Annotated in this window: 17 protein-coding genes; 5 read left to right on the top strand and 12 right to left on the bottom strand. The window is 46.6% G+C overall.

All coding sequences use genetic code 11. The features are described from left to right. Window position 1 precedes the first annotated feature (1 nt). Window positions 2-1,171, top strand: a complete 1,170-nt coding sequence (gene glf, locus CIB36_RS07650; RefSeq protein ID WP_093988917.1) for a UDP-galactopyranose mutase — start codon at window positions 2-4, stop codon at window positions 1,169-1,171. Beyond that, window positions 1,164-2,411 carry a CDP-glycerol glycerophosphotransferase family protein gene (locus CIB36_RS07645; protein ID WP_093988916.1) on the top strand — a complete coding sequence of 416 codons (1,248 nt, stop codon included), beginning with the start codon at window positions 1,164-1,166 and terminating at the stop codon, window positions 2,409-2,411. The genes glf and CIB36_RS07645 overlap by 8 nt, the downstream gene beginning before the upstream one ends. 349 nt (window positions 2,412-2,760) lie before the next feature. On the opposite strand, the gene CIB36_RS07640 is transcribed toward CIB36_RS07645, so the two are convergent. The 4 genes from CIB36_RS07640 to CIB36_RS07625 form a co-directional block, all read right to left on the bottom strand. Beyond that, window positions 2,761-3,570, bottom strand: coding sequence for a hypothetical protein (locus CIB36_RS07640; protein ID WP_093988915.1), 810 nt, complete (start codon window positions 3,568-3,570; stop codon window positions 2,761-2,763). Window positions 3,571-3,823: 253 nt separating this feature from the next. Further along, window positions 3,824-4,228, bottom strand: a complete 405-nt coding sequence (locus tag CIB36_RS07635; RefSeq protein ID WP_093988914.1) for a helix-turn-helix domain-containing protein — start codon at window positions 4,226-4,228, stop codon at window positions 3,824-3,826. 248 nt (window positions 4,229-4,476) lie between these two features. Further along, a complete protein-coding gene (locus CIB36_RS07630) occupies window positions 4,477-4,833 on the bottom strand; it encodes a DUF1048 domain-containing protein (protein WP_093988913.1) in 357 nt (118 codons plus the stop codon). Next, on the bottom strand, window positions 4,826-5,158 hold the full coding sequence (locus tag CIB36_RS07625; protein WP_093988912.1) for a PadR family transcriptional regulator: 333 nt from the start codon (window positions 5,156-5,158) through the stop codon (window positions 4,826-4,828). Before CIB36_RS07625 ends, CIB36_RS07630 begins: the two co-directional genes overlap by 8 nt. A 242-nt stretch (window positions 5,159-5,400) precedes the next feature. Between CIB36_RS07625 and CIB36_RS07620 the strand changes: the two genes are divergently transcribed. Beyond that, window positions 5,401-7,071, top strand: coding sequence for a glycoside hydrolase family 32 protein (locus CIB36_RS07620; RefSeq protein ID WP_093988911.1), 1,671 nt, complete (start codon window positions 5,401-5,403; stop codon window positions 7,069-7,071). 143 nt (window positions 7,072-7,214) lie between these two features. Here the strand turns inward: CIB36_RS07620 and CIB36_RS07615 are convergent, their stop codons facing one another. The 6 genes from CIB36_RS07615 to CIB36_RS07590 form a co-directional block, all read right to left on the bottom strand. Further along, the gene (locus tag CIB36_RS07615) at window positions 7,215-7,823 is read right to left on the bottom strand and encodes an ABC transporter ATP-binding protein (protein ID WP_093988910.1); all 609 of its coding nucleotides are present in this window, start codon (window positions 7,821-7,823) and stop codon (window positions 7,215-7,217) included. Then, window positions 7,820-8,755, bottom strand: a complete 936-nt coding sequence (locus tag CIB36_RS07610; protein ID WP_093988909.1) for an ABC transporter ATP-binding protein — start codon at window positions 8,753-8,755, stop codon at window positions 7,820-7,822. The genes CIB36_RS07615 and CIB36_RS07610 overlap by 4 nt, the downstream gene beginning before the upstream one ends. A gap of 12 nt (window positions 8,756-8,767) precedes the next feature. After that, entirely contained in the window at window positions 8,768-9,595 is an 828-nt protein-coding gene (locus CIB36_RS07605) for an ABC transporter permease (protein ID WP_093988908.1), read from the bottom strand. Then, entirely contained in the window at window positions 9,592-10,584 is a 993-nt protein-coding gene (locus CIB36_RS07600) for an ABC transporter permease (protein ID WP_093988907.1), read from the bottom strand. The genes CIB36_RS07605 and CIB36_RS07600 overlap by 4 nt, the downstream gene beginning before the upstream one ends. A 22-nt stretch (window positions 10,585-10,606) precedes the next feature. Beyond that, window positions 10,607-12,184 (bottom strand): ABC transporter substrate-binding protein, encoded by a 1,578-nt coding sequence (locus CIB36_RS07595; protein ID WP_093988906.1) that lies wholly within the window; start codon window positions 12,182-12,184, stop codon window positions 10,607-10,609. Window positions 12,185-12,478: 294 nt separating this feature from the next. Further along, on the bottom strand, window positions 12,479-13,453 hold the full coding sequence (locus CIB36_RS07590; RefSeq protein WP_093988905.1) for an ArsR/SmtB family transcription factor: 975 nt from the start codon (window positions 13,451-13,453) through the stop codon (window positions 12,479-12,481). A 229-nt stretch (window positions 13,454-13,682) separates the two neighbouring features. Here CIB36_RS07590 and CIB36_RS07585 point away from each other — a divergent pair, with 229 nt between their 5' ends. Further along, complete coding sequence (locus CIB36_RS07585; protein ID WP_093988904.1) at window positions 13,683-15,413, top strand: glycoside hydrolase family 2 TIM barrel-domain containing protein; 1,731 nt, start codon at window positions 13,683-13,685, stop codon at window positions 15,411-15,413. A gap of 37 nt (window positions 15,414-15,450) precedes the next feature. On the opposite strand, the gene CIB36_RS07580 is transcribed toward CIB36_RS07585, so the two are convergent. Both CIB36_RS07580 and CIB36_RS07575 read right to left on the bottom strand, forming a co-directional pair. Further along, window positions 15,451-16,821 (bottom strand): MATE family efflux transporter, encoded by a 1,371-nt coding sequence (locus CIB36_RS07580; protein ID WP_093988903.1) that lies wholly within the window; start codon window positions 16,819-16,821, stop codon window positions 15,451-15,453. Then, the gene (locus tag CIB36_RS07575; RefSeq protein ID WP_093988902.1) at window positions 16,818-17,267 is read right to left on the bottom strand and encodes a MarR family winged helix-turn-helix transcriptional regulator; all 450 of its coding nucleotides are present in this window, start codon (window positions 17,265-17,267) and stop codon (window positions 16,818-16,820) included. The genes CIB36_RS07580 and CIB36_RS07575 overlap by 4 nt, the downstream gene beginning before the upstream one ends. Before the next feature lie 684 nt (window positions 17,268-17,951). Between CIB36_RS07575 and CIB36_RS07570 the strand changes: the two genes are divergently transcribed. After that, window positions 17,952-24,008 (top strand): Spy0128 family protein, encoded by a 6,057-nt coding sequence (locus tag CIB36_RS07570; RefSeq protein WP_158662624.1) that lies wholly within the window; start codon window positions 17,952-17,954, stop codon window positions 24,006-24,008. Window positions 24,009-24,302: the final 294 nt, after the last annotated feature.

Raw genomic sequence — 24,302 nt, 5'->3', positions numbered from 1 at the left:
GATGGAGCATTACGATATTATCGTTGTTGGGACAGGTTTCTGCGGAGCCACGGTCGCAAACTTGATGGCACGTTCTGGGAAAAGGATGCTGATGTTAGAACGCCGCATGCATGTGGCAGGGAATATGTATGATGAAGCAGTAGAGGGAATACTCGTCCAGCGGTACGGGCCTCATACGTTTCATACTAACAATGACAAAGTTTTCCAGTTTGTTTCCCAGTTTGGCGAATGGGAGCCATATTATCTGCGCTGCCAGGCTGTGATGAATGGGAAGGCTACCCCGTCTCCCTTTAATTTTAAGACGATTGACGATTTTTACTCTCCAGAAGAAGCGGCACGTTTAAAGAAACGGATCGCACAGGTGTATCCGGGGGAAAGCCAGAAGACGATTTTGGAACTGTTGGAATCTCCCGACGAGTTAATCCGGGGATATGCGCAGTTCCTATTTAAAAATGACTATGAACCGTATACTTGTAAGCAGTGGGGGATTTCGCCGGCGGAGTTGGATATCAGTGTCCTACGGCGTGTCCCGGTATTATTTTCCTATCAGGAACGGTATTTTTCCGACAAGTATCAAATGATGCCTAAGCACGGTTTTACAAAGCTGTTCCGTTTGATGCTGGATCATGAGAACATTACAATAAAATTTGGTACAGATGCGCTGAAGTTTTTTTCTGTCCGGCCAGATGGAATTTATTTATCCGGAGAGAGGACCACAGTACCAATCGTTTACACGGGAGCTATCGACGAACTGTTCCAATTTTGTTATGGGGAGCTTCCCTATCGTTCTTTACGTTTTGAATACAAGACTTTGCCGATAAGAGATTATCAAGACGCACCGATTGTAGCATACCCGCAGGAAAAAGGGTATACCCGGATCACAGAATACACCAAACTTCCAGTTCAGGAAGGCTTAGCACGGACATTCATTGCAGTGGAATATCCCCTGCAGTATGACCCGAAACAGGGACATGAGCCATATTATCCTGTCCCATGCGACAGTTCGCATAAGACTTATCAGCAATACTTGGAACGGGCTAAGCGATACGCTAATTTACATTTATGCGGGCGCTTAGCTGATTATCGGTACTATAATATGGATCAGGCGATCGCACGCGCTTTGTTTGTGACAGAACAATTACTTGACGGGGGGCGTTCTAATCATGACTAGAATGATTTTAGAAAAGCTGAAAAAGATGTTTCCAAAGTCGGAGCGTATAAAACGACAGCTGATATATGCCAAACAAAATGAGTACCGAAGATTTGCCGAATCAGTTCCTACACAGGAAAATTGGATCGTATTTTCCTCCTTTGCAGGAGGAAGCTATTCCTGCAGTCCCAGAGCAATATATGAATACATGCTGCAAAGTGATGATTACCGGGATTTTGAATTTATTTGGATCCTAAAAAATATAGATGAATTTCAATTTTTGAAGAAAAACCCCCGCACACAAGTTGTTAAATACTACTCCAAGGAGTTTTGGAAAGTATATGCCAGAGCGAAGTACTGGGTAAACAATTATACAATGTCCGTTTATCTGTATCCGAAAAAGGATCAGGTATATATCCATACTTGGCACGGAAAGCCAATTAAAAAAATAGGCTGTGACGTAAACGGCAGTTTGACAGAATGGAATAATTACCGGGATATTTTGTTCCGGTATACAAATGACGTGAAAAAAATGTCTTTTCTGCTTTCCTGTTCTGATTTTTACAGCGATTGTATGAGAACGGCGTTTCGTTTTGACTTGGCGGGAAATCCTGACGTTTTAGTAAAGACAGGGTATCCGCGCAATGATTCTTTATTCAAGTTTACGCAGGCTGATGTTGACCGCCTGAAACAGAGGATGGGAATACCTGTTGGAAAAAAGGTGATCCTGTATACTCCTACATGGAGGCCGGAGCATTACATCAAATCAAAAGGATTTGAATATAATCAGAAATGCATTGATTTTACCAAGCTGAAGCGTGCATTGGGAGATGAATATGTCATTTTATTCCGGACGCACCACATGACGGTGGTAAAGGATGTCCCGGAAGGGGTTATCAACATGAGTGACTGGCCGGATGTGAATGAAGTCTTTATTGTAAGCGACCTGATGATAGGAGATTATTCCGGAACGGTTTATGATTTTGCGGTATTAAAACGACCAATGGTTTTTTACTTGTATGACCGGGAAAAATATGAAAAACTGCCAGGCGTTTATATGGATCTGGATGAACTGCCGGGCCCGATCGTGTACCATGAAGAGGAACTGGGAAAGGCAATTGTTGAAACGCTGGCCAATTTCCAATATGATGAAAAATACCGGCGTTTTAATCAGAAATATAATCCATTGGAAAGCATCGACTGTGCCAAACGGACAGTTGAACTGTGTATTCCGCCCAAGAGAAAGGAATCTTCCGTTTAACGGACAGAGTACTTATTTGGTGGTAAAAAAATAGCGGTTGAAAAAAGAGGGAATAATTTGTTCCCTCTTTTTTACATGGGTAGTTCAATCATTCGTGTCCCTTCCTAAAAGTTCGGAAGGGTAACGTCTAAGCCGTGATGAGTTTTCTAAATAAATTTGCCTCAAATTTGACGGAATTTCATTTATATAGTTCTGAAAGAATGATTACTGTAAAACTTTCAAAAACTGAGCGCCTACCTTTTAAGGTAGGCGCTCAGTTTTTGAATAGGGCATGGACCGTTAAATCATTTCATATGTTTCAATACAAAAAATAGAATGATCAGAATTCCTGAAAACAACAGAAAACAGATTATCCAACACACTTTTTGCATGGGGTTAAACCGCGTGCTTTTGCTTCACTTAAAGTAGACTTAATATAAGTGCCTCCATTGCAATTACCGTTATAGTGATATCGCTTTCCGGTTTTAGTGATATATACTGTTTTTGAATTTGATTTATTACTTTCTTTTTTACTGCTGCTTGAGGAAGAGTTGGACTTGCTGCTTTCTTTTTTACCGCTGCTTGAAGACGAGCTGGACTTGCTGCTGCTTTTCTTACTGCTGTCCGAAGTGGATTTAGAAGCCGTTTGCTTCTTGGATTGGTTTTCTTTTAAGCTCTGATATGTCGTTTCAGCCTTTGTAAGATCTTCATAATTGCTTACGATTTCTTTGATTTCATCGGGGGCAGCATCATATTTTTCCCGCGCAGCCGCAATGGAATCCTTGCTGTCTAAGCTTACGGAACCAATGGAGGTGATCGATTCTTCGATTTCTTTTGCCTTTGTTTTGTTCTCTTCCAGAATCACTAATTCGCTGTATTTCTTTTCGGCTTCCACAAGTGAATCAAGGTTTTGTACAAGTGATTGCACCTGTTCTGAAGAATTGTCGTACTGGCTTCTCGCTGATTCTATCGCTTCCTTGCTATCCAGGGAAACTGTCCCGATATTGTTGATTAGCTCCATGATCCTTTCTGCTTCACTGATCTCAGCAGAAAGTTCAGAGGCTGATAATGTGGAAGACTCTGTAGGATTCGACACCGGCGAAGCACCTTCGCTGCCACAGCCGGCTATTGACAAGAGTATGATTGCCGAGAATAAAAAAGATAAAATTTTGTTTTTCACTTTATGTTCTCCTTTCAATTTTTGTCCTAATTAAAATTTGACCTATTTTACTCATGTTCATCATACCATATCTTTGACAGCGTTACAATAGCCTTCTTAAACCTAGAAAGCAAGAGAAAGAACTCCTTGATGGTATGGCAGTATGCCGCGCAAAAGAGAGTTCTTTCTCAAGTTAGCTTCTTATTTTAGGACTTCTAAGCAAAATAGCTGGCGTTGGTTTGATTGGCCAAGAAAATCATTTTCTGGATAGTTTTCATCCCCTGTTTAATAGGGAATTGATGCAGATAAGAATACATTTTGCAGATTCGGAGCCGGTTAAGAGGCAGCAATCAAAAAAGTCTTTTTTCCGACAGTTGCTGCATTGTTTTAAAACGTGTTTTAAAGGGCATTCATTTTGAAATGTAAGCTGACTATCAGTTCCATATAAAAGCTGTCCGCTTGGCACCTCCAATATTTCTGAGATCCTCCATAGTGTGGAATAACTGATATTTTTTCGTCCCATTTCAATTTGCCATATATAAGATTCACAGACGTCTGCCTGAACAGCTAACTGCTGGATCGTCATGTTTTTCCTTTGACGGTTTACACGGATCAATTTCCCAAGGGCTTTCATCTTATTGTCAAATTCATCTGGAAGTAACTGTCTTTTCTTGATCATGCATCTCACCTCTACTTCTACAGAATATTCCAAAATTTGGCATATTTCAATAAGTTTATAATCAATGTATTATAATAATATTACTATAGTCATAGTAGGATACATGGGGACCATCTCCCTTGCTTGATGCCTTTATTATATCATGGAAATATCTCATCAATATGCGAATGAAGTTTACTCTGAAAATTTATAATGTAAGAAAAGTCCGCCGGGACATGCACCGGCGGACTTTTTGGCTTTTTGATCTTCTATGACTCTAATTTTTTTTGAATATCGTGATTGAACTTAGTACGCCGATCTTCAGTATAGGTTCTGGCATTTTTTAATAGTTCGTCTACAAAGCCGGCAACATCTTTCCCGGTCACTTCTAAAACAGTTTTTCCTTCAGCTACGCCTTCTTCAAACAGATCGATCAACCCATAGTGCACTTCCATCATATCGTAGCCAGCCCCAGCGGTAAACTTCCACATGTGCTCCTGGATCTTTTTGAAAACATATTGATAATCTTCCGGCAAGGCGTCTACTCTTGCCATTTGCCGTTTATATTCCTGTTTGCTTTTTATGATTTTCTTGATATTAAAATAGTCTTGAAAAAAATTACTCATGTTCTTGCTTCTCCTTTAATTCATTGATTTTTGAGGATACAAAATCCCACTTGTTCCAGAACAGGCGCAATTCTTCCTGCCCTGCATCATTTAACTGATAAAATTTGCGTGGGGGACCTAGTTCTGAGGGCTTTCTTTGGACGGTTACCAGCTTGTTTTTTTCAAACCTTACTAAAATTGTATAAACGGTTCCTTCGACCACATCTTTAAATCCTAAGCGGTTTAACTGGCGGGTAATTTCGTAACCATATGTTTCCTTTCGGCTAATGATCTCTAAAACACAGCCCTCCAAAATTCCTTTCAGCATTTCTGTGATATGTTCCAATATGATCACCCTTTCTGTTATTTTACAGCATAGGTATTTTGTATTACTTAATACTGGTATATAATAACACGTAGTAGTTTGTTTGTCAACAGAAGGTAAAAAGAGGATATAAATTTGACGGTTGTGTACTGTTAAAGAGCAGGGGATAGAGGAGATTATCGGGTTTGTCTTAAATTTGTATTGACACATTCTCCAAAAGAGGTTATCCTAATTATCAGGAACCCTAAAAGGAGGATAAAACAATGAAATTTCAATCTGGTATTTATCATATGATAGAGGTCTTCTCCATGTCGAACGAGGGAAAGGAAGGGAAAATCCTTCTGATCGATTCCCAGGGAAAAACAGTTGAGGAACTTGCTGGGAACGGGTACCACCGGTGGATCAAATTGCCGCTTGCCGAAGATCAGGAATACACATTAGAGCTGGAGCATTGTGATGCCCCTCTCATCTATCTAAGTGAGTGTGAGAATATTCTGGAGAAAGGTATCTGTTACTTAAACGAACAGGTGGAGGGCAACTGCCTGACAAACGACAAGCTTGCCCGGTGGTATGATACGCCGTATCGGGAACAGTACCATTTTAATCCGTATCAGGGCTGGATCAACGACCCAAACGGCTTATGCTATTTTAAAGGCTATTATCACCTGTATTATCAATATAATCCGTTTGGACAGGAATGGAACAATATGTATTGGGGACATGCGACCAGCAAGGATTTGATGCATTGGGTACATCTCCCTGTCTGTCTGGAACCGCAGGAGGAGCTGCGGGGGAATACTCAGGCAAAAGGCGGCGCGTTTTCGGGGAGTGCGGTCGTCAGCGGGGATGAGATCCTTTTTTATCTGACCAGACATTTTGGCCCCTTAGAAGATGGACCGGAAACCATAGAATATCAGACGTTCACCCGAAGCCGCGACAGCATTCATTTTGAACCGGAACAGGTGATCGTGGAGCGTCCTGGTCCGGAAGTATCTTATAACTTCCGTGACCCAAAATTGTTTTTCTATGGTGGCAAGTGGAACATGGTGCTGGGGTCGGCTGTCAGCGGCGTGCCGGCATTGGTGAACTTTACCTCTGAAAACGGGATCGATGGCTGGGAATACCAAGGACCGATTTTGACCGATAGCAGAGGCGGGATAGAGACCATCGAATGCCCTGACTTTTTTGAGCTGGATGGAAAATATGTGGCAGTTGGTGACCTGATGTGGTACCATGACGCATATGGTCGTTATCAGCCGCTTTGGTATTATATCGGGAACTATCAGGATGGGAAACTGCAGGTCGAGCAAGACGGGCTTTTGGATTTTGGTACGAACTTTTATGCAGTGCAGTCTTTTGAACATGAAGGCCGCAGGATCGCGATCGGCTGGATCTCGGACTTTTATAGTGAACATCAAATCTTAGAACCGGGTGCATACGGCAGTATGTCGCTGCCCCGTGAGCTGCATCTCAAAAATGGGAAACTGACCATGCTTCCGGTACAGGAGGCCTACGCCCTGAAAGGGGAAGCACTCGCTTCTGTAAAACAGCAGGGATTACATTTGGAGCAGGTTCCCGGAAATTCCTATTATGTGAAGCTCTGCATGGAACGGCAGACGGATTTTGAATTAGTACTGGCTCAACAGCCGGGAGCTTCCCTGCGTTTTGTTTATCAAAACGGGGTTGCTGAGATCAAAACAGCCGGTGTTGCTACCGAATCGGTGCGTTTCCCGGCAGACGTGTCTGCGATCTGCACGGCGGAGATCTTTGTCGACCGCCGCACAGTTGAGATCTTCCTCAACGATGGGGAAGCAGCAGGGGCGAAGGTGTTTTATCTGGACAGCGCGGATGGAAGCTTTTCTGCCGAATTTGCAGATGCTGCTGCGGTTTCTGAGCTATCCGTTCACCGTATGAACTCTGTTTGGGGAAAATAAGCGGAATTTATCAATAAAAAGAGCCGCTGATGTGGAAGCAAAAATAAATGATGCTTCTGCCTTCCGTTTCTTTTGAGGTTAAGAGGTTATGGCTGCTCCTATTAGTAAAAAACCCGGATCCAGTTTTCTGGATCCGGGTTTTTTTATATGGAAAGATCGATTATTCTTGTACAAAGCCTTTGAAGCAGATGATGGTTGTGGCTGACGACCAGCATCCCCAAATCGCGTTTTTGTGCTTCTGCAATCAAAAAATCCCAAATTTGCGCCTGAGTGATTTGATCCAGCATAGCGGTGATCTCATCGCACAGCAAAAATCGCAGACCGGGCTGAAAAACCCGCGCAATGCAGAAACGCTGTAATTCCCCGCCCGAAAGCTCGGAGGGGAAGCGATTTAACCAAGCGGGATTGATTTGCAGGGCGTGCAAGGTAGATTCCTCTACCGGACCGGCTTCCTGAAGCGTCCTTTTCAGTTGAAGCAATGGATCTATAGCAAGCTCCGGATGCTGCCAGATCATTTGGACTGGACAAAATCCACGGTGACGGGAAAGTGGCTTTCCGTCTAGTAAGACCTGTCCATGATCCGGCTGCTCATACCCGGCAAGGAGCTTGCATAATGTCGTTTTTCCACGCCCGCTGGGAGCGATAAGCCCAACCCGTTCCCCGGAACGCAATGACAGAGTCACATCCTGTAGAACGGGAAAACTGCCCTTATGGCGATAGCTGAAACCCAGCTGTTTTCCTTCTAGGATCATACTATTCCCCCCTTTTTCGCGTTCAGACAACGGACATATCCTGCGCCTACAGGAGAGTAGGGAATATTTTTTTCTTGACAGTCCTTTGTGCGATCGGGGCAACGGGGGGCAAATAAACAGCCGGATACGATCTCCCCGGGATACGGCTGTGTTCCGGAAATTGGGACAAACCCATTTTGGGGAAGGGCGTTCCAGAGGGCTTTGGTATAGGGATGATAAATTTTTCCATTGTTAAAGTCCGTTACTGCCGCGTTTTCTATCGTTTCCCCTGCATAGATCACGGTGACACGGTCGGCAACCGACAGCGCTAGTTCCAGATCGTGAGTGATCAAAAGCACTCCGGCGCCATCGTCTGCCAATTCCCGAAAATGGGTTAGGATTCGTTTGGCCGCGGCAGCATCCAGCCCTGGTGTGGGTTCGTCGGCAACGATCAGCTTTGGGGATTCCACAGCGGCGGTGGAGATGAGCACCCGCCGCGCCATACCGCCGGACAGCTCAAAGGGGTACAGGTTTTCTGTTTCAGGCCCCAGACCATAGCGGTTCAAGACATTGCGGCAGCGTGTCAAGGCTGTTTTATCTTTTTTACCTTTCCGGATCTGTGCGCCGATCTTCATCAATGGGTCCAGATAGGCGACGCCCTGAGGAACCAAGACGATTTCAGTACCGCGCAAATGTCCTGCAAGCTGCGGGTCCAGTGGCTTTCCCTGATAACGGATCATTCCAGCCATGTGGGCATTATACGGCAGGATACCAAGAATCCCATGGGCGAGCAGGCTTTTCCCGGACCCGCTGGAACCCACGACTGCGACGATGCTCCCGGCTTCTATCGTTAGGGATAAGTCATGCACGACCTGTAGTTCCCTCTGCCGCATTCCGGTTTGATATTGGGTAAAGGAGATCGACAAATGCTCCACTTCTAATATTGGGTTCATCTTTCTCCTCCTTTACTGATGAACGTTTGCCGGATTAAGCAGACGGCGCAGGTGCTCACCTGTTATGGCAAACAAAATCACGACTAGAACTAACGCCAGCCCGGGAAACAGGGCGAGCCACCATTTTCCGGTGGTGAGGTAGCGCATGCTTTCCGATAGGATGACCCCAATGGCCGGTTGTTCCGGCGACAGGCCAAAGCCCAGAAAGGTGATGCTGGCTTCGTGCAGGACTGCGTGGGGAAATTGCAGGATCAGCCCGGTCAGAAACTGGGGCAGCAGATGGATCAGAATATGCCGCTTTGCAATGTTAAGGCGGGAAACTCCCAATTTTTCTGCCGCTTGAATATACGGCGCCTGCCTCAGCTGCAAAACTTCACTGCGGATGACACGTGCCAACGAGGGCCAATGGCTGAGAGACACCCCGGCGACTACGCCGAGGAATCCTTTCCCGCACGCCAAAGAGATCAGCATCACCAGCAAAATGTGAGGGATCCCCATACAAAGGTCGATACACCAGGAAATCACCGCATCTACTTTCCGGCCAAGCGTTGCGGCGGCGGTGCCAAGGATTAAAGCTAAAATAGAGCTGACCGCGGCTGTTAAGGCCCCGATACGAATACTCATCGAAAGGCCGGTAAGCGTCCGTGAAAGCATATCCCGCCCCATCCAATCGGTCCCAAACAGATGGGAAAGGGAAGGGGTAAGGTTTTTTTGTGTAAAATCGGTTTCCATCGCCTGTCCGGAAAGAATAATCCCGGCGGCGGTGACAGCGGCTAATAACAACCCAGTGATACAAACTAAAAAGACGGCAGACCGCCGGTTGTTCCAGTGGTGGTTCATTTCCGGGACGCCCCCTTTCGGATCTTGGGGTCAACTGCCCCGTAAAGAAGGTCTGCTGCTAGGTTTCCACCGAAAACCATAGCTGCGGTGACTACTGTGATCCCAAGAAGCAGGGGCAGATCACTACCCAGCCCGGCGGTGACAGCGGCCTGTCCCAGCCCGGGATAAGAAAATACCTGTTCCACCAGGACCGAACCGCCGATGATCTCACTGATCGAAGCAAATTGCAGGGTAATGGCGGGAAGCGCTACATTTCTCAAGCAGTGGCGCCAAAGGATAGAACGGTTGCTTTCCCCGCGGGCACGGGCAAACAGGATGTAATCAGAATCCAGTATATCGATCATTTTTTCCCTGGTATGCAGGGCGATATTGGCTACCCCTGTGATGCTCAAGGTAAGCGCAGGAAGGACCGCATGCTGTATACGATCGGCAAAGGTGATGCTGCCGGACTCCATTCCGATTGGAACGGAAAGGCCGATCGGGAAGATACCGAGCCATACCGAGAAAATGATCAGCAGTAAAAGGGCAAGCCAAAAGACTGGTGTGCTGGAAATCGTGAGACAGTATCCCCGGATCAGCTTGTCCGGCCATTTGCCGCGGTTCATCCCGGCGGCCATCCCAAGAAGCAGCCCCAAAATCCCGGATAGGACCCATGCAAAAGCCATCAGCCAGAAGGAACTGGCAAGGCGCTGGCCGATGACCTGAGCTACCGGCTGGCGGTACAGCAGGGAGGTTCCCATATCGCCTTGAAGGATCCCCCCCAGCCAGCTTAAATACCGCTGAACGGGAGGAGTATCCGTTCCCCAGTATGCTTTTAGATTTTCGATCTGTTCCTGGCTCATCGATCCCAGCGCCGCCTGCCCCACGTTTGTTTGGAGAGGGTCGAGCGGGGAAGCGTTGACCAATAAAAAAGCGGCCAAGCTGACACCCAACAGCAAAAGAGCCATACGGATCAATTTTTTCCCTGCAAATTGCAGCCGATGTTTCATTGAGAGAGATTCCTTTCGGTTTTTAAGACCAACTCCATTGGTCTACGTTATTGACAATGGACCAGCCGTGTCCATGGGGATGGATCTTCTGCTCCGCTACCTGAAGCCCGTCGCGGACCCAGTACAGGTGGCTGACATTTACCAGCCATACCCATGGAATATCTCCGTCCTGTGTTACGCCTGTAGTGCCATCCCACTGGGATTTCTGCCACAGTTGATAGGATTCCTCCAAATCAGAGCTTTTCAAAGCTTGGTCCATGTAGGTATCAACAGTTGGATTGGAGTAGGGGGAATACTGGGCAGAACCAGTATCTCCGATCGTGTGGTAGATGTTGTAAAGCTCCATAGGGGTATGAGCGCCCCAGCCCCAGATCAAGGGTTCTGACAAGGCGCGGTCATATGCCGTGTCCCAGCCTACGCCCTCGATGGTGCAGGAGATCCCCAGCTTTCCAAGCTGGTTTGCCGCGTCGGCGCAGAGGGCCTGACGGACAGAATCTTCACTGGAATAAAGCAGAGTAAGCTCTGCGCGTACACCGTTCTTTTCCCGGACACCGTCGCTGCCCATGACCCAACCTGCTTCATCCAAAAGACGGGTAGCCTCTTTAGGATCATATTCGACCTGAGAATCTGGGTTGTACCATGGCATCTGATCGCAGACGCTATAGGCCGGCGTTCCATAACCGTTCAGGACATGGTCGATCATTTCCTGCCGGTCTATCCCGATGTTGATGGCACGGCGTACTGCAAGATCCGAAGTGACTTCGTTTCCGGTAACGGGCAGGTTAAAGCCTCGGTTGTCCACACTGTCGCAGGAGAGCAACTGGAACCCGGAGGGAGTCTGATCCGAATAGGTGGCGGAAGTATAAGACAGATCTACCTGTCCGGCCTGAACAGCAAGAAATGCCGCATCCTCTTCCATAAAGAGGATCGTGACCTGCTTCATTTTAGGTGTTTCTCCATAATAATCTGGGTTTGCCTCCAAAATCACCTGCTGTCCACGGTCCCATTGCTTTAGAAGATACCGTCCGGACCCGATGGGGTTTTGCCCGTAGTCAGCACTGTCATAGGCGTGTTCCGGGACGATGCCTACGATCGCCATAGTATACGGCCAGATAGAAAATGGAGTGGACATATGGAAAAGCACTGTCGTATCATCAACAGCTTCCGCATAGTCCAACATGGTAAAATCGTTGACAGAGCTTGTTTTTTTCACGGTGTTGTAGGTAAAAGCCACGTCAGAGGCGGTCAGGGCTTCGCCGTCAGTAAAGGTCACGTCGTCTCGGATCGTAACAGTCCAAGTCAGCCCATCCTCGCTGGCAGAATAGCTGGTCGCAAGGTCGTTCCCGATCGTTAGGTCGGGATTTGTGACGGTCAGGGTGCTCTGGATCAGCGGTTCATGGACATGCTCCCCGGCGCCCCAGCCAAAAGCCGGGTCGAAGCCTGACTCAGGCTCTGAGGTAGGCCCCATAGCAACGATGACGGAATCCTTCGTCTGCGGTGTATCAGAAGCAGAAGGCGTGTCCTGAGCGCCCTGACAGCTGGAGAAGATCCCCAGCGTCAATGCAGCGCTTATCAGTAAAGTAAGCGGTCGCTTGATCATGATATGTTCCTTTCTTGATCCAGTATTAGATTGTATGAAACGCCAAAAAAGAAGAAGGCGTCTGCTTTCCTCCGGATAGCGGACACCTTCTTGGTATCATTGCAACAATATAAAACTGGCTGGTGTACTGAAAATAAAAATGTTTTTACAATGGTATAAGGCCCAACAACAGTTTCAGCTGCTCTGTTTCAGCTTCTTGCTGAATACAGGGGCGCGGGATACGGAAAAACTCCGCTCTAATTTTTTATTATAACGGATATGCCTTTAAAAATCAAATATTTCTAAAAATAAAATTTAATAATCGATCCGCATCAGAATATTTTGCGGATAGTCCCCGTATTTCTCCCCAAAGAGATTGATCCCGCCCTTAAATTTGGCGTCGTGAGAAATCCCTATTTGAAAGGAAATATAGTTGTTCGATGCAAGACGGAGCTCCTGCAACGTGTAGGAACGCGGGATCGGCGTACCATCCAGATAACAGCCGTCGTGCCTGACGGTAAAGGTTTTTAACAGACCGTATTGTGTAGAACCGGTCCGCCAGCATTCGGGGGTAAGTTTTCCTCTTCTGGCGCCAAAATCCCCGGGTGAGCGGTAGACAAAGCAGGGAAGCCCATTGATGCTGACTGTTATGTCCGAGGGCCAGACCTCCTGATAACCGGGGGCTTCTGAGCAGAGCTCCAAACTAAAGCTAATGGCTTGGAGGGTCCCGTCTTCAATGCAGGGATAGCAGTTGGGGAAACGGTACTCCACAAAGCCCTCCTGAAACCAAAGCAGCTGCGCTTTGCTCCTGCTTGGGGAATAAAAGGCGCGTGGGTTGTCATAGACATTCAGCACCCCGTCTTCGTCCGCCATACCGCAGGTGGGCTTCACATCACAATCGGAAAAATTTCCGATGGGCATGTCCACAGTAATGTTGCGCATTTGAGGGAACACATTGTCGATCGCAGTATGGATCAAAATAGAATTTACACAACTCATTGAGATCCTCATAGAACCGCGTATTCCGGGCTGAGTTTTTGTAATGATGAGTTTAGCCTCCTCCAGACACTTTAAATGGAAAGCAGTGGAGGACACCGGAAGATTTAATTGACTGGCGATCTCAACCACGGACATGGATTTGATGCGCAGAAGATTTAAGATCTCCATCCGCACTGGAGAAGAGATCGCCTTTCCTAATTTTTCAAAATAAGGGTAGGTTTCCCGGTTCCCAATATCCAGAATTAGGTTTCGTTCAGTGGGAATTTCCTCATAGGATACAGCAGCAGGCACAAAAAACACCTCTTAATTACGATATTATTGAAATAATAGAATCGTATAATTACAAGAATATTGTAATTATATACAAATAAATATTGAAAAAATAAAAAATATTTGTTGATTTATTTTAAATCAGTGGTATAATTACAACAGGAACTGTTGTGATTTATCCTTATCATACAACGGAGTGGAAAAATAATCAACAGCTTTTTCTGATTGATCATTGAGGAGGAGAATACAAATGAACGATATGCCAAGGCCGGAATATCCAAGGCCAAATTTAGTGCGGGAGCATTGGGTAAATTTGAACGGGGTCTGGGAATTTTCTTTTGACGCCCCGGTATTTGACCAAAAGATCTTGGTACCGTTTTGCTACCAAAGCCAAAAAAGCGGGATCGGAGATGAAACAGAGCACGGTACGGTTTGGTACCGGAGATCCCTTTCCCTGAAAGAAACAGATTTTGCGGGGAAACGCGTGCTGCTGCATTTTGGCGCGGTGGATTATGAATGCAGAATCTATTTAAACCAGCAGCTGGCAGGGACGCACCAAGGCGGAAACAATGCGTTTACGGTTGACATTACCAAATGGGTGCAAGATGGCGAGAACGAACTAACAGTAGAGGTGAACGATTCTTACCGGCAGTCTCAGCCGCGCGGAAAACAGCGTTGGAAGGATCACAGCTTTGGCTGCTGGTACACCCCTGTTACCGGGATTTGGAAAACTGTTTGGCTGGAATATGTAGGGGAAACTTACATAGAAAAGGTGCATTTTACTCCTGATATTGACAAAAACCAGGCTGTGGCGGAGCTTTTTTTGAATGGGACAGAATCAGCTGAGGTCACAGTGCAGGCCTATCTTTCAACAGATGGAGAAAAGAAGCTTTCAGCAGAATGCACTGCTTTTTGCCGCTGCGGCTATGGAAAAGCAGTACTGGATTTCCCGGATCTTGATGTAAGGACAGGGGAGGAACTGCTTTGGTCGCCAGAACACCCTAACCTGATCGATGTAGACGTAACGGTGCGCCGGGACAATACGGTGGTGGATCAGGTGTCCACCTATTTTGGGATGCGGAAGATCCAGGTGATGAACGGTCAGGTATATCTGAACAATATGCCGCTGTTCCAACGGCTGATCCTGGATCAGGGATATTGGAAAGAAAGCCTGCTTACCCCGCCTTCTGATGAAGCGATCCGGCAGGACATTGAGTTGACCCTAAAAATGGGCTTTAACGGCGCCCGGAAACATCAGAAGATCGAGGACGCCCGGTACTACTATTGGGCTGACCGTATGGGGCTGCTGCTTTGGGCAGAACTGCCAAGCTGTTATGAATTCAACACCGAGGCGATAGGGCGTTCGATGCAGGAAATGAAAGAAGCCGTTGATTCGCATTACAACAGTCCTTCCATTATTTTCTGGACGCCGCTGAATGAAAGCTGGGGGATCAACAAGGTTTTGTGTGATCCACAGCAGCAGGATTATGTCCGGGCGATGTATTATTACTTGAAATCATTGGATCCGACCCGGCTGGTAAGCTCTAATGACGGCTGGGAGCAGGTCTGTGAAAACGACATTTGTGCGATCCACGATTATCATTTGTTCCCCAGCAATGTAGATAAATATGCCGATATGGGGAAGATCTTAGATACCGTGGCTCAGGTACGGAAGCTTTACGCAGAGGGGAACGCCTATCAGGGAGAACCAATCTTGCTGACCGAATATGGCGGGATCGCCTTTGAGGATCAGTGCGAGGGGGAAAACTGGGGATATTTTGGGGCTGTCAGATCAGAGGAAGAATTTTTTGACCGTCTTGCCCCCGTGACCCGGTACCTGTTCGATAGCGGGAATTTCCAGGGCTTTTGTTATACGCAGTTGACAGATGTACAGCAAGAGATCAACGGGCTGCTGACCGAGGACAGGAAGCCTAAAGTATCTATAGAATGGCTGAGACAGGTATTTGGCGGAAATTTATAACAAAAAAACGGACATCAAAATGATGTCCGTTTTTTTGTTACTCCGCTTTATTGATTTGTTTCAATGCTTTTTTGAACTGGAATGTAAAGAGCACTGCAGTAAAGGAAACTGCCAAAAAGTCCGCGATCGGTTCAGCCATATACACAGCCATTGTCTGGTTCGAGGTCATGATCCTTGGCAGGATATAGATCAATGGGATCAAGAGGATAAATTTCCGCATGACAGCCACTAAAATAGAGGCTTTGGCGTTTCCAAGGGAGGTGAAGGTCATCTGACAGGCAAGCTGAATCCCGAACAGGAGGAGACATGCCATATAGATCCGCAATGCCGTTTTGGTGAACGCAAGGAGTTCTGCATCAGCGGTGAACATTGCGGCAAACCCTTGTGGGAAAATCAATACAAGGAGCCAGAGCACGGTTGCATAGCACATGCTTGCCTTTAAAAGCAGGCGAAAAGCCGCTTTGACCCGTGTGGCATTGTGTGCTCCATAGTTATAGCTTATGATTGGCTGCGCGCCTTGCCCCAGTCCCTGCAAGGGAAGCATAGCAAACTGCATCACACTGGTAAGGATCGTCATAGCGCCAACCGCTACATCCCCGCCGTACCGAAGCAGGGAAGAGTTGAAGCAGATCGAGATGATGCTTTCACTGGCCTGCATGATAAATGTAGAAAGTCCCAAAGCAAGACTGGGCAGAATGATATGCTTTTTCAGGAACAGGTTTTCTGTCCGGATCTTTAGGTGAGTTTTTTTGCCAAACAGGAAAGAAAGCACCCAAATACAAGACAGTGCCTGCGAAATGATCGTAGCCAGCGCGGCACCCTGCACGCCCATCTGGAAGGCAAAGATAAAGATCGGGTCTAAAATGATATTGGCGACCGCACCGATCAAAACGGAAAGCATTCCGGTCTTGGCAAACCCCTGCGCTGTGATGAAGGCATTCATCCCCAGCGTGACCTGGACAAAAATGGTACCAATGGCGTAGATATTCATATAAGCGACACCATATTCAATGGTATTTTCACTGGCGCCGAATGCCAGAAGCAGATCTCGGTTCCAGATCAATAAGACAGCCGTTAAAAAAATGGAGATGAGAATCTGTGCGGTAAAGCAGTTGCCCAAAGTTTTTTCGGCAGCTTTATGATCCCCTTTTCCCATGAATATTGAGGCTCTGGGCGCGCCGCCATACCCTGCAAACGCCGCAAATGCGGTTACGATCATAATCAGCGGCATGCAAACGCCCACACCAGTGAGCGCCAGCGCCCCGGTTTTTGGAATGTGTCCAATATAGATACGGTCTACGATATTGTAAAGCATATTGATGATCTGCGCCGCAACGGTGGGAAGGGCCAGCTTTAGAAGGAGCCTGCCAACAGGCTCCTTCCCCAAAAAGTCTTTTTCTTCGTTCATTTTTCATCTCTCCCAGATAATGCGTATTTTGTATTTTCTATGATTTTATCATTGATACGTTCAAACAGTTCCCGTTCTTCACTGGAGATACCGGAAAAAACGATCGTTTCAAATTGCCGCCACAGCAGGTCCATGGAATGCAGGATCGGAAAGGCGGAAGGAGTCAATGACAGATGTATCTTTCGGCGGTCTGATTGGTCCGGCTTACGTCTAAGAAGCGATTTTTGGATCAGGCTTTCCACTGCCTGTGACACATTCCCTTTGGACAGCATCCGCAGTTCAACGATGTCGGCCGCGGTATCCTTTTCGGGATTGTTGTGCAAAAAGCTGATGATTCTGGTTTCGATGGGGGTAAGCTGGTATTCCTCCCCTACCTTTTTGAGCATGCCTTCATGTAGCTTAATGATCCGCCTGAGGTTGGTTAAAAATTCTGTGATTCGGCTCATTTTAGCACCTCTTTAGATATAGTTTTTATAAAAACAGTTTTAAAAAGAACTTAATGCAATTTTATTTTAAAGGATTTTGTGCCATTTGTCAAGAAGCAGAAATATTTTTAACGAAAATGATCGGATTTTATTTAGGTTTTATCGGAGTGGCTCAAATTTTTAATGAATAAAGAAGGAAGGTGGGAAAATTCATTGTCGAAATTTTGGGGATAAAAATTAAAGTAAATTTATTGGTATTTTTATCCAAATATTTTTCTAATAATTGACAATTAAGAAAATTTAAGGTAAAATATTTAGGTATAGTAAATCTCCTAAGTTTTCATTCAGTATGAAATAGCCTTAAAGCACCCTTTTAGGGTGCTTTTTTTATGTCATTTTCCAGCGTTTATCAATGAACGAAAAGGTAGACTTTTTCAGTCTTTTAGAAAGATATTAAAAAATGCCCTAAAAGGGCAAAAACAATATCATTTTGATTTGACCGAAAAACTCTACCTTTTCCATTTGAAACCCTATTTTTGCAGAAATGAAAGAGCGTATTCCTAAAAACGGACAAAAGGGCGGAGGGAATTCCTTGAGGGTATGCCGTCAAACCATATAAGCGCCAGCCTTCCAAGGATTTCAAAATATACCGCGATCCAAAATTGGGGACAGGGTATCCCGAAAAAGAAACAAGGGGGAATATTCATGGGAAGATGGCGACCTAGGGAAACTGGGAAACGATTTTTGTCGGTATTTCTCAGCCTTTTGATCATCATGGGCTATGTGATGTCAAGTTTACCGCTGAACGTTATAGCATCTGACCCGGATGCCGGAAGGACAGTCGGATACCAAACAGAGACCGACCCGGAAACACATACGGACTGGACTGACAGCTTTGGCCCGGATGCTTCCGACACATCAGATGCCGGACGGATTTGGACTGATAAAACTGTTTGGGACAGCAATGTTAATTTGCAGCCGGCCGGGATCAATGTGGTAAGAAGCAGCGCAGAAAATCTGCTGGTTGGATTATCCGCAATCTCTTCTAATAAAAGCGTATTAGGGGAGTCGGCGCTCCCGGTTGACGTTGTGTTTGTACTGGACATGTCTGCTAGTATGAATGGCAGCCGGTTTAATAACATGTACCCAGCGGTGAACCAGGCGATTGATAAATTGTTAAATGATGAACGCCTGCACCGCGACAACCGTGTGGGGATTGTGACCTATAGCACTGATACGACCGAATTGCTGCCATTGGGAGAATATACCACAGTAAACGGCCAATATGTGAACGGGAACAATAATACGCTCAGCCTGAACGGAAACCTTAAAAACGAAGACGGAAGCAACGTGACTTATGCGCAGGTGAGGACCGGCAGCGCCACCAATATTCAGGACGGGATCCTGCGAGGCGCCGAAATGCTGGAACAGGCGGATGGCAAAGATGTGGAGGGTGTAAAACGTATCCCGATTCTGATCGTGATGAGCGATGGGGTTCCCACTACTGCCAATGAAAACTATACGGGAGAAGGCCAAAATGGAACGAACGTTTCCAGTCGCTTCGACAGATTAAGCGAACCTTTGGCGGGATTTTTGACCCAGTTGACCGGGCAGTATGCTAAAGAACAGGTGGCCGACGCTTATGGCCGGGATGCTTTGGTCTACACGCTGGGGCTGGCTGTTAACAATGATGGACGGGCTGTTTTGGACCCGACGAACTACCGCAACAACAGTGACTTAAACGACCTGTGGGATGCGTTTTCCAGCGTTGGAAAAGGGGACCGTTATACAACATATAACAGAAGCCCGATCGAACGTTATGAAGACACCTTGACCACCAATAAATATAACGACCAATATTTTGCCTCGGCTGAAGGGGAGCTGGAAAGCGCCTTTGACGCGATCGTGGAACAGATCATCATTCAGTCGCGGTATTACCCAACAGACAACGAAACGGTCGGCGGGGAACAAAACTTTACCGGCTACCTGACCTTTGAAGATGAGATCGGTCAGTTCATGGAGGTAAAAAATATCAATGGGATCGTTTCCGGGGACCAGATGATCTCCGGCGCTGCGTTCGCAGATGCGATCGTAAACCATGACGGTTCTTACGGCACCGCGACAGGGGATAACTTTGTGTGGTCGATCCAACAGCGTCTCGGCTTTCAAGAGGGAGAAGCCGGCCGGGAACAGGCGCGGCAGCTGATTATTGACGCCTACAATGACGGACAGATTTCCTACACAAATGATACAGATTACAGTAACTATATTGCGTGGTATTCTGATGCTGATAAAGACTACTTAGGCTTTGCAAAGAAAGACATGTCCAACAAAACGGACGACGCGGTGTATTTTAACCGTTCCTACACCTTCTACGGGGCAGCCGCGGGGGTACAGGACAGCACCGATCTGATGTATGTAACTGTCAGAGTGGAAACCGAGATCGCGACCGGGAACCAAAAAATGATCGTTAAGATCCCATCTTCTTTGGTACCGCTTGTGATGTATGAGGCTTCCATCAGAGGAGATAATGTTTCGGAAGCGGATACAGGGGAAATTTCCAGAAAAGCCGCCTATCCGATCCGTTTGTTCTACGAGGTCGGGCTGCGCAGCGACATCAATGAATTTAACGTGAAGGACAAGGTGGGTGGCAGCTATCCTTATCAGGATCAGAACGACAGCGACCTGTATCATTTCTACTCCAACGCATGGACAGATGCGGATCACGCAAATACCCTTGTCACCTTTGATCCGAACGAGATGAACGAGTTCTACTATTTTAGCAAGAACACCACGATTTATACAGATCCTGACTGCCGGAATCCCCTGAGGTCAGAACCACAAAAGGGAAGAACATACTATTATCTGAAAAATGTTTTCAGCGTTGACGACAGTGCGCAAACTGGAGAAAAGCACCCCTCTACCATTACTCATAAAGGGGTGGAGATAACGGAAGAATCTTTATTTGGCGAGGACGGCGCTCATAAAAATTATACGCGAAGCGACGACGGTTCTTATTATGTAAAGATCGGCACTCCAAAAACAGCAACGGGGACATACCAGCGCTCCAAAACGCAAAACAGTACTGGGACAGCAAGCCACTTTATTTATCCAACGATTGGTTATGATAATCAACAGGATATACATGTCAATGTCCGCCTTGGAAACAACGGGCGTTTCAGCTTGGAACAGCAGGAAGGTATCATGATTGAAAAGCAGTTCGACGCCGACGCGCCGAACCCTGATCCAGAGCAGTCGTTCACCTTTACGGTAAAGCTCGCTGGCAGAAATATTGCAGCTAATTACCCAATGACGGTCTTTACTGCCGACGGGGAACGGATCGACAGTAAGGCACAGGTTCAAAACGATACCATTACTTTGAGTCTAAAAGAAGGAGAACGGGCTTATATCACCGGTCTGGAAGCAGGCGTTACTTATACGGTGAGTGAAAATGACGTTGCCGGTAATACCGATTACCTGTTAAAAGAGGTAACGAAAGACGGCGTTGAGGATCAGGACAAGCTGGTGGAAGGCACGATCGCGGCAGATAAGATCGATGAGCTCGTATTTGTCAACCAGTACGTGGAAACCGCCCAGATCACCGTTATGAAAACGGTGAGCGGAAACTATGTGGACCCGAACCGGTCATTTGCCTTTGACATGACGGTAGACGGTGAAGCATACCCCGGATTTTCTTTGAAGAATCAGGGCAGCACGACCATTCGTGTGCCGGTCGGAGCTGAGATCGTGATCCGGGAAACGAATGCGGCAAACTATGACACAACAGTCACAGCGAATCCACAGGTCGGTTCTTCCAACGGACAAACCTTTACTCTGGACACTATGCCGGACGAGAATGTTACGGTCACCTTCAACAATGCCTTTGATGCGCAGCCGGTTTCTGTTCCGATTGCATTTGACGGGATCAAAACGATCATTGACCGGGAATTTTTGCCGGGCGATAATTTCTCCTTTGAGGTACGCGACGCGAATAATAATGTAGTGTCAAACGGCACGCTGGGTGATACGATTGACGAACACAACAAAAAGATCGAGTTTGACCCGATCCAGATTGCCCATCCTGGAACCTATACTTATACGGTTGCTGAAGTGATTCCAACGCAGGGAGGGCTGCACGGGATTTCCTACGATCCATCTACCTACCGACTGGTGATCGTTGTAGAGGAAGCTTCTAACGGCGGGCTGACCGTAGCCAGCCAGACTCTGACGAAAAACGGTGCTGGCGCAGATGAGATCCTTTTTGAAAACACCTACACCCCGGATGAGATCAATGTACGGCTGCAGGTGAACAAGGTCATCAACAACCAAAGCGGAGCCGATGTGGATTACAAAGACTTTGAGTTTGTCGCCACAGGAAACGGCGGAACTTATAACGGCGTTGTTGATGACAACGGCAGAGTCACCTTTACTGTTCCGGTCAAAAGTGACGGCACCTTTACCTATCAAATTACCGAAACACCGGGAAGCGACGCTGCCATTGCCTATGACGGAAAAACGGTCACCGCTACGGTAATAATCAACGCGGATGATCAAACAGGCGATCTGTACGTTGATGATATTACCTATACCAATCAGGCAACCTTCACTAACACAGTGACCGGAAATCCGGACTCTGTCACGGTAAACGGCACCAAAACACTGGATGGACGTAATTTCCTGCATGGGGATGACTTTGTCTTTCAAGTATATCCATCTGACGCCAATGGCAATATCAACGGCGCAGGGGAAAACGCTGTCTTTTCCAAGACTTCGGATAATACTGCAAACCTGACCTGGAGCAAGGAATTTGACAAGGTTGGCACCTACTATTTTGTGTTTGACGAAGCCGAAGGATCGGTAAAGGGGATCAGCTATGATAAAACCCGTTACCTGATCCAGGTAGATGTAACGCACGACCTGCAGGATACCTCTTTGGACGCAACCGCCAGCATCATCAAAAAGACCGATGCGGATGGGAACTTCCAGACAGTTACCGGGGTGACCAGCGCTGACTTTACAAATACCTATCAGGCCGCGCCGACTACACTGGATCTGCCGTTCAGCAAAACCATTGAAGACAACGGAACAGGCAGAGGCTGGCAGGATAACGACAGATTTACCGTTGTCCTTTTCAGAAGTAATGACGACACGTTCCAAACAGTTACTTATGCAGAGAATAAAACCCTGACCAAGACGGCACAGAACGGTAAATTTACCGTCCAGGTGCCTGGGGATGGGACCTATTATTACCAGATCCGGGAAAACCGCGAAAACCAGCTTCCGGGCTTCAGCTATTCTACGGCAGTTTATAACCTGATCGTAACAGCCGATACTAACCCGGCAACCGGACTGTTGGAAGCAGATTATGAAATCGTTGATTCTGCCGGCAAGGATATGGAATTTGTCAACGAATACCGGGCAGTTCCGGTTTCTACAACGATCCAGGCAAGCAAGGTGTTTACTAACTCGACCAACTATATGGGCAAGAAGATAACTGATTTTGAGTTTGAACTTTCCCGCTCCGGTTCTCCTACACAGACGGCAAAACCGGACAGCCGCGGAAATATTTCCTTTGCTACAGAAACCTTTGACAAAGTCGGAGAGTACGTTTACACCCTGCGTGAGATCCCGGGCACTGACGGGATCGACTATGACCCGAGCGAGTATCAAATCACGGTAAAGGTAAGCGACAATAAGACTGGAAACCTGGTCGCAAGTGTCGACTACGGCACTGCAGGAAACACCCCTGTCCAGTTTAAAAATACCCTCTCCATTAAGGAAAAAGCGCAAGTAACTGTGAAGGGGGTAAAAAATCTTGACGGAAGGGATTTGAAGGACCAAGAGTTCCAGTTTATGATGCAGCCTTCCAACTCTGCCGGAGAAGTGGCGGGGGATCCGGAGGAAAGTATCTTCCTGACAGCCAGCAACGACGCTGATGGGAATTTTGCGTTTGATTTGACCTTTGACAGTTTAGGTGAATTTTACTATGTGATTTCGGAAAAGAACAACGGTCTTGGCGGAGTAGGCTATGATGATACCAGATATCTGGTGAAGATCAACATTACCCACAAAGACGGCGACCTTTCCAAACTAACTAGTCAGACAACCATTACAGAACTGGGTGGGAACAGAACTTCTGTAGAATTTGACAATACCTATCAGGCAACGCCTGCTAAGGCTGGGCTGACTGTCAATAAGGTGTTAGATGGACGCGATTGGCAGGACGATGATTCATTTGATTTCCAGCTGACCAAAATGAGCCGGTTCCTATTCTGGAATCTAAAAGGCGACAAGGAAGTATTCCAGCTGACAAAGGATGCAACCTCCTGCAATGTTTTTGACGGTATGGAATTTGAAGAGGGAACGTATACCTACCTTTTGGAAGAGTTGAAACCGGATGACGCGGATCCGAACCTTTCTTATGATGATACACAGTATAAGATCGTGATTGATGTGACAGATGATGCGGAAGGTTCCTTGAAAGCGAAATTGAGTATCTTCGATAACAAGGACAATACGCTCATTTATGAAACAGAAGACTATACGGCGCAGGCGGAAGGGAAAGTGACCTTTACAAACGTATATACGGAACCTGAGCCAGAACCGGTACCACCGGAAGAGCCTTCGAATCCTGAGCCGGAAACAGATCTTCCTAAAACGAACGACGATCTGAAATTATGGCCGTTTGGCTTGGCGATACTGGTGAGCGGAGGTGCGCTGACCTGCTTAGTCTGCATAAAACGCAGACGTAAGCACGACTGATTTTGATTATCTCTTAGGCAGAGTTGCCCTATAGGAACAGGCGGCAGAATTGCCCCCCTGATCCGCAGTGTAGAACGGCGCTACACTGCGGATTTTTTTATTCAGGTTTATTATGGCTACGGATGTAAAATATTTGTAAGTTCTATTGACACGGAAAGAAAATTTTTCTATAATAACACCATTATCATCTTTACATAGGGAGAAAGGAATTATTTTTTATGGAAAACGTGGATGACGGTACTGATCAAAGTAACTGCCATAACGGATATCATTCTATAAAAGTGGAAACGATAA

It is taken from the genome of Massiliimalia timonensis, assembly GCF_900186585.1.
GTDB classification, from domain to species: Bacteria; Bacillota; Clostridia; order Oscillospirales; family Ruminococcaceae; genus Massiliimalia; species Massiliimalia timonensis.
The sequence above is the reverse complement of the archived record's forward strand: the minus strand, read 5'-3'. Positions and strand labels throughout refer to the sequence as shown.

Coding starts and splice junctions, on each gene's coding strand:
- CIB36_RS07620 (WP_093988911.1), top strand. CDS start 5,401: ATGAAATTTCAATCTGGTATTTATCATATGATAGAGGTCTTCTCCATG.
- CIB36_RS07630 (WP_093988913.1), bottom strand. CDS start 4,833: ATGAGTAATTTTTTTCAAGACTATTTTAATATCAAGAAAATCATAAAA.
- CIB36_RS07595 (WP_093988906.1), bottom strand. CDS start 12,184: ATGATCAAGCGACCGCTTACTTTACTGATAAGCGCTGCATTGACGCTG.
- CIB36_RS07605 (WP_093988908.1), bottom strand. CDS start 9,595: ATGAACCACCACTGGAACAACCGGCGGTCTGCCGTCTTTTTAGTTTGT.
- CIB36_RS07575 (WP_093988902.1), bottom strand. CDS start 17,267: ATGAGCCGAATCACAGAATTTTTAACCAACCTCAGGCGGATCATTAAG.
- CIB36_RS07645 (WP_093988916.1), top strand. CDS start 1,164: ATGACTAGAATGATTTTAGAAAAGCTGAAAAAGATGTTTCCAAAGTCG.
- CIB36_RS07580 (WP_093988903.1), bottom strand. CDS start 16,821: ATGAACGAAGAAAAAGACTTTTTGGGGAAGGAGCCTGTTGGCAGGCTC.
- CIB36_RS07570 (WP_158662624.1), top strand. CDS start 17,952: ATGGGAAGATGGCGACCTAGGGAAACTGGGAAACGATTTTTGTCGGTA.
- CIB36_RS07600 (WP_093988907.1), bottom strand. CDS start 10,584: ATGAAACATCGGCTGCAATTTGCAGGGAAAAAATTGATCCGTATGGCT.
- glf (WP_093988917.1), top strand. CDS start 2: ATGGAGCATTACGATATTATCGTTGTTGGGACAGGTTTCTGCGGAGCC.
- CIB36_RS07615 (WP_093988910.1), bottom strand. CDS start 7,823: ATGATCCTAGAAGGAAAACAGCTGGGTTTCAGCTATCGCCATAAGGGC.
- CIB36_RS07610 (WP_093988909.1), bottom strand. CDS start 8,755: ATGAACCCAATATTAGAAGTGGAGCATTTGTCGATCTCCTTTACCCAA.
- CIB36_RS07635 (WP_093988914.1), bottom strand. CDS start 4,228: ATGATCAAGAAAAGACAGTTACTTCCAGATGAATTTGACAATAAGATG.
- CIB36_RS07585 (WP_093988904.1), top strand. CDS start 13,683: ATGAACGATATGCCAAGGCCGGAATATCCAAGGCCAAATTTAGTGCGG.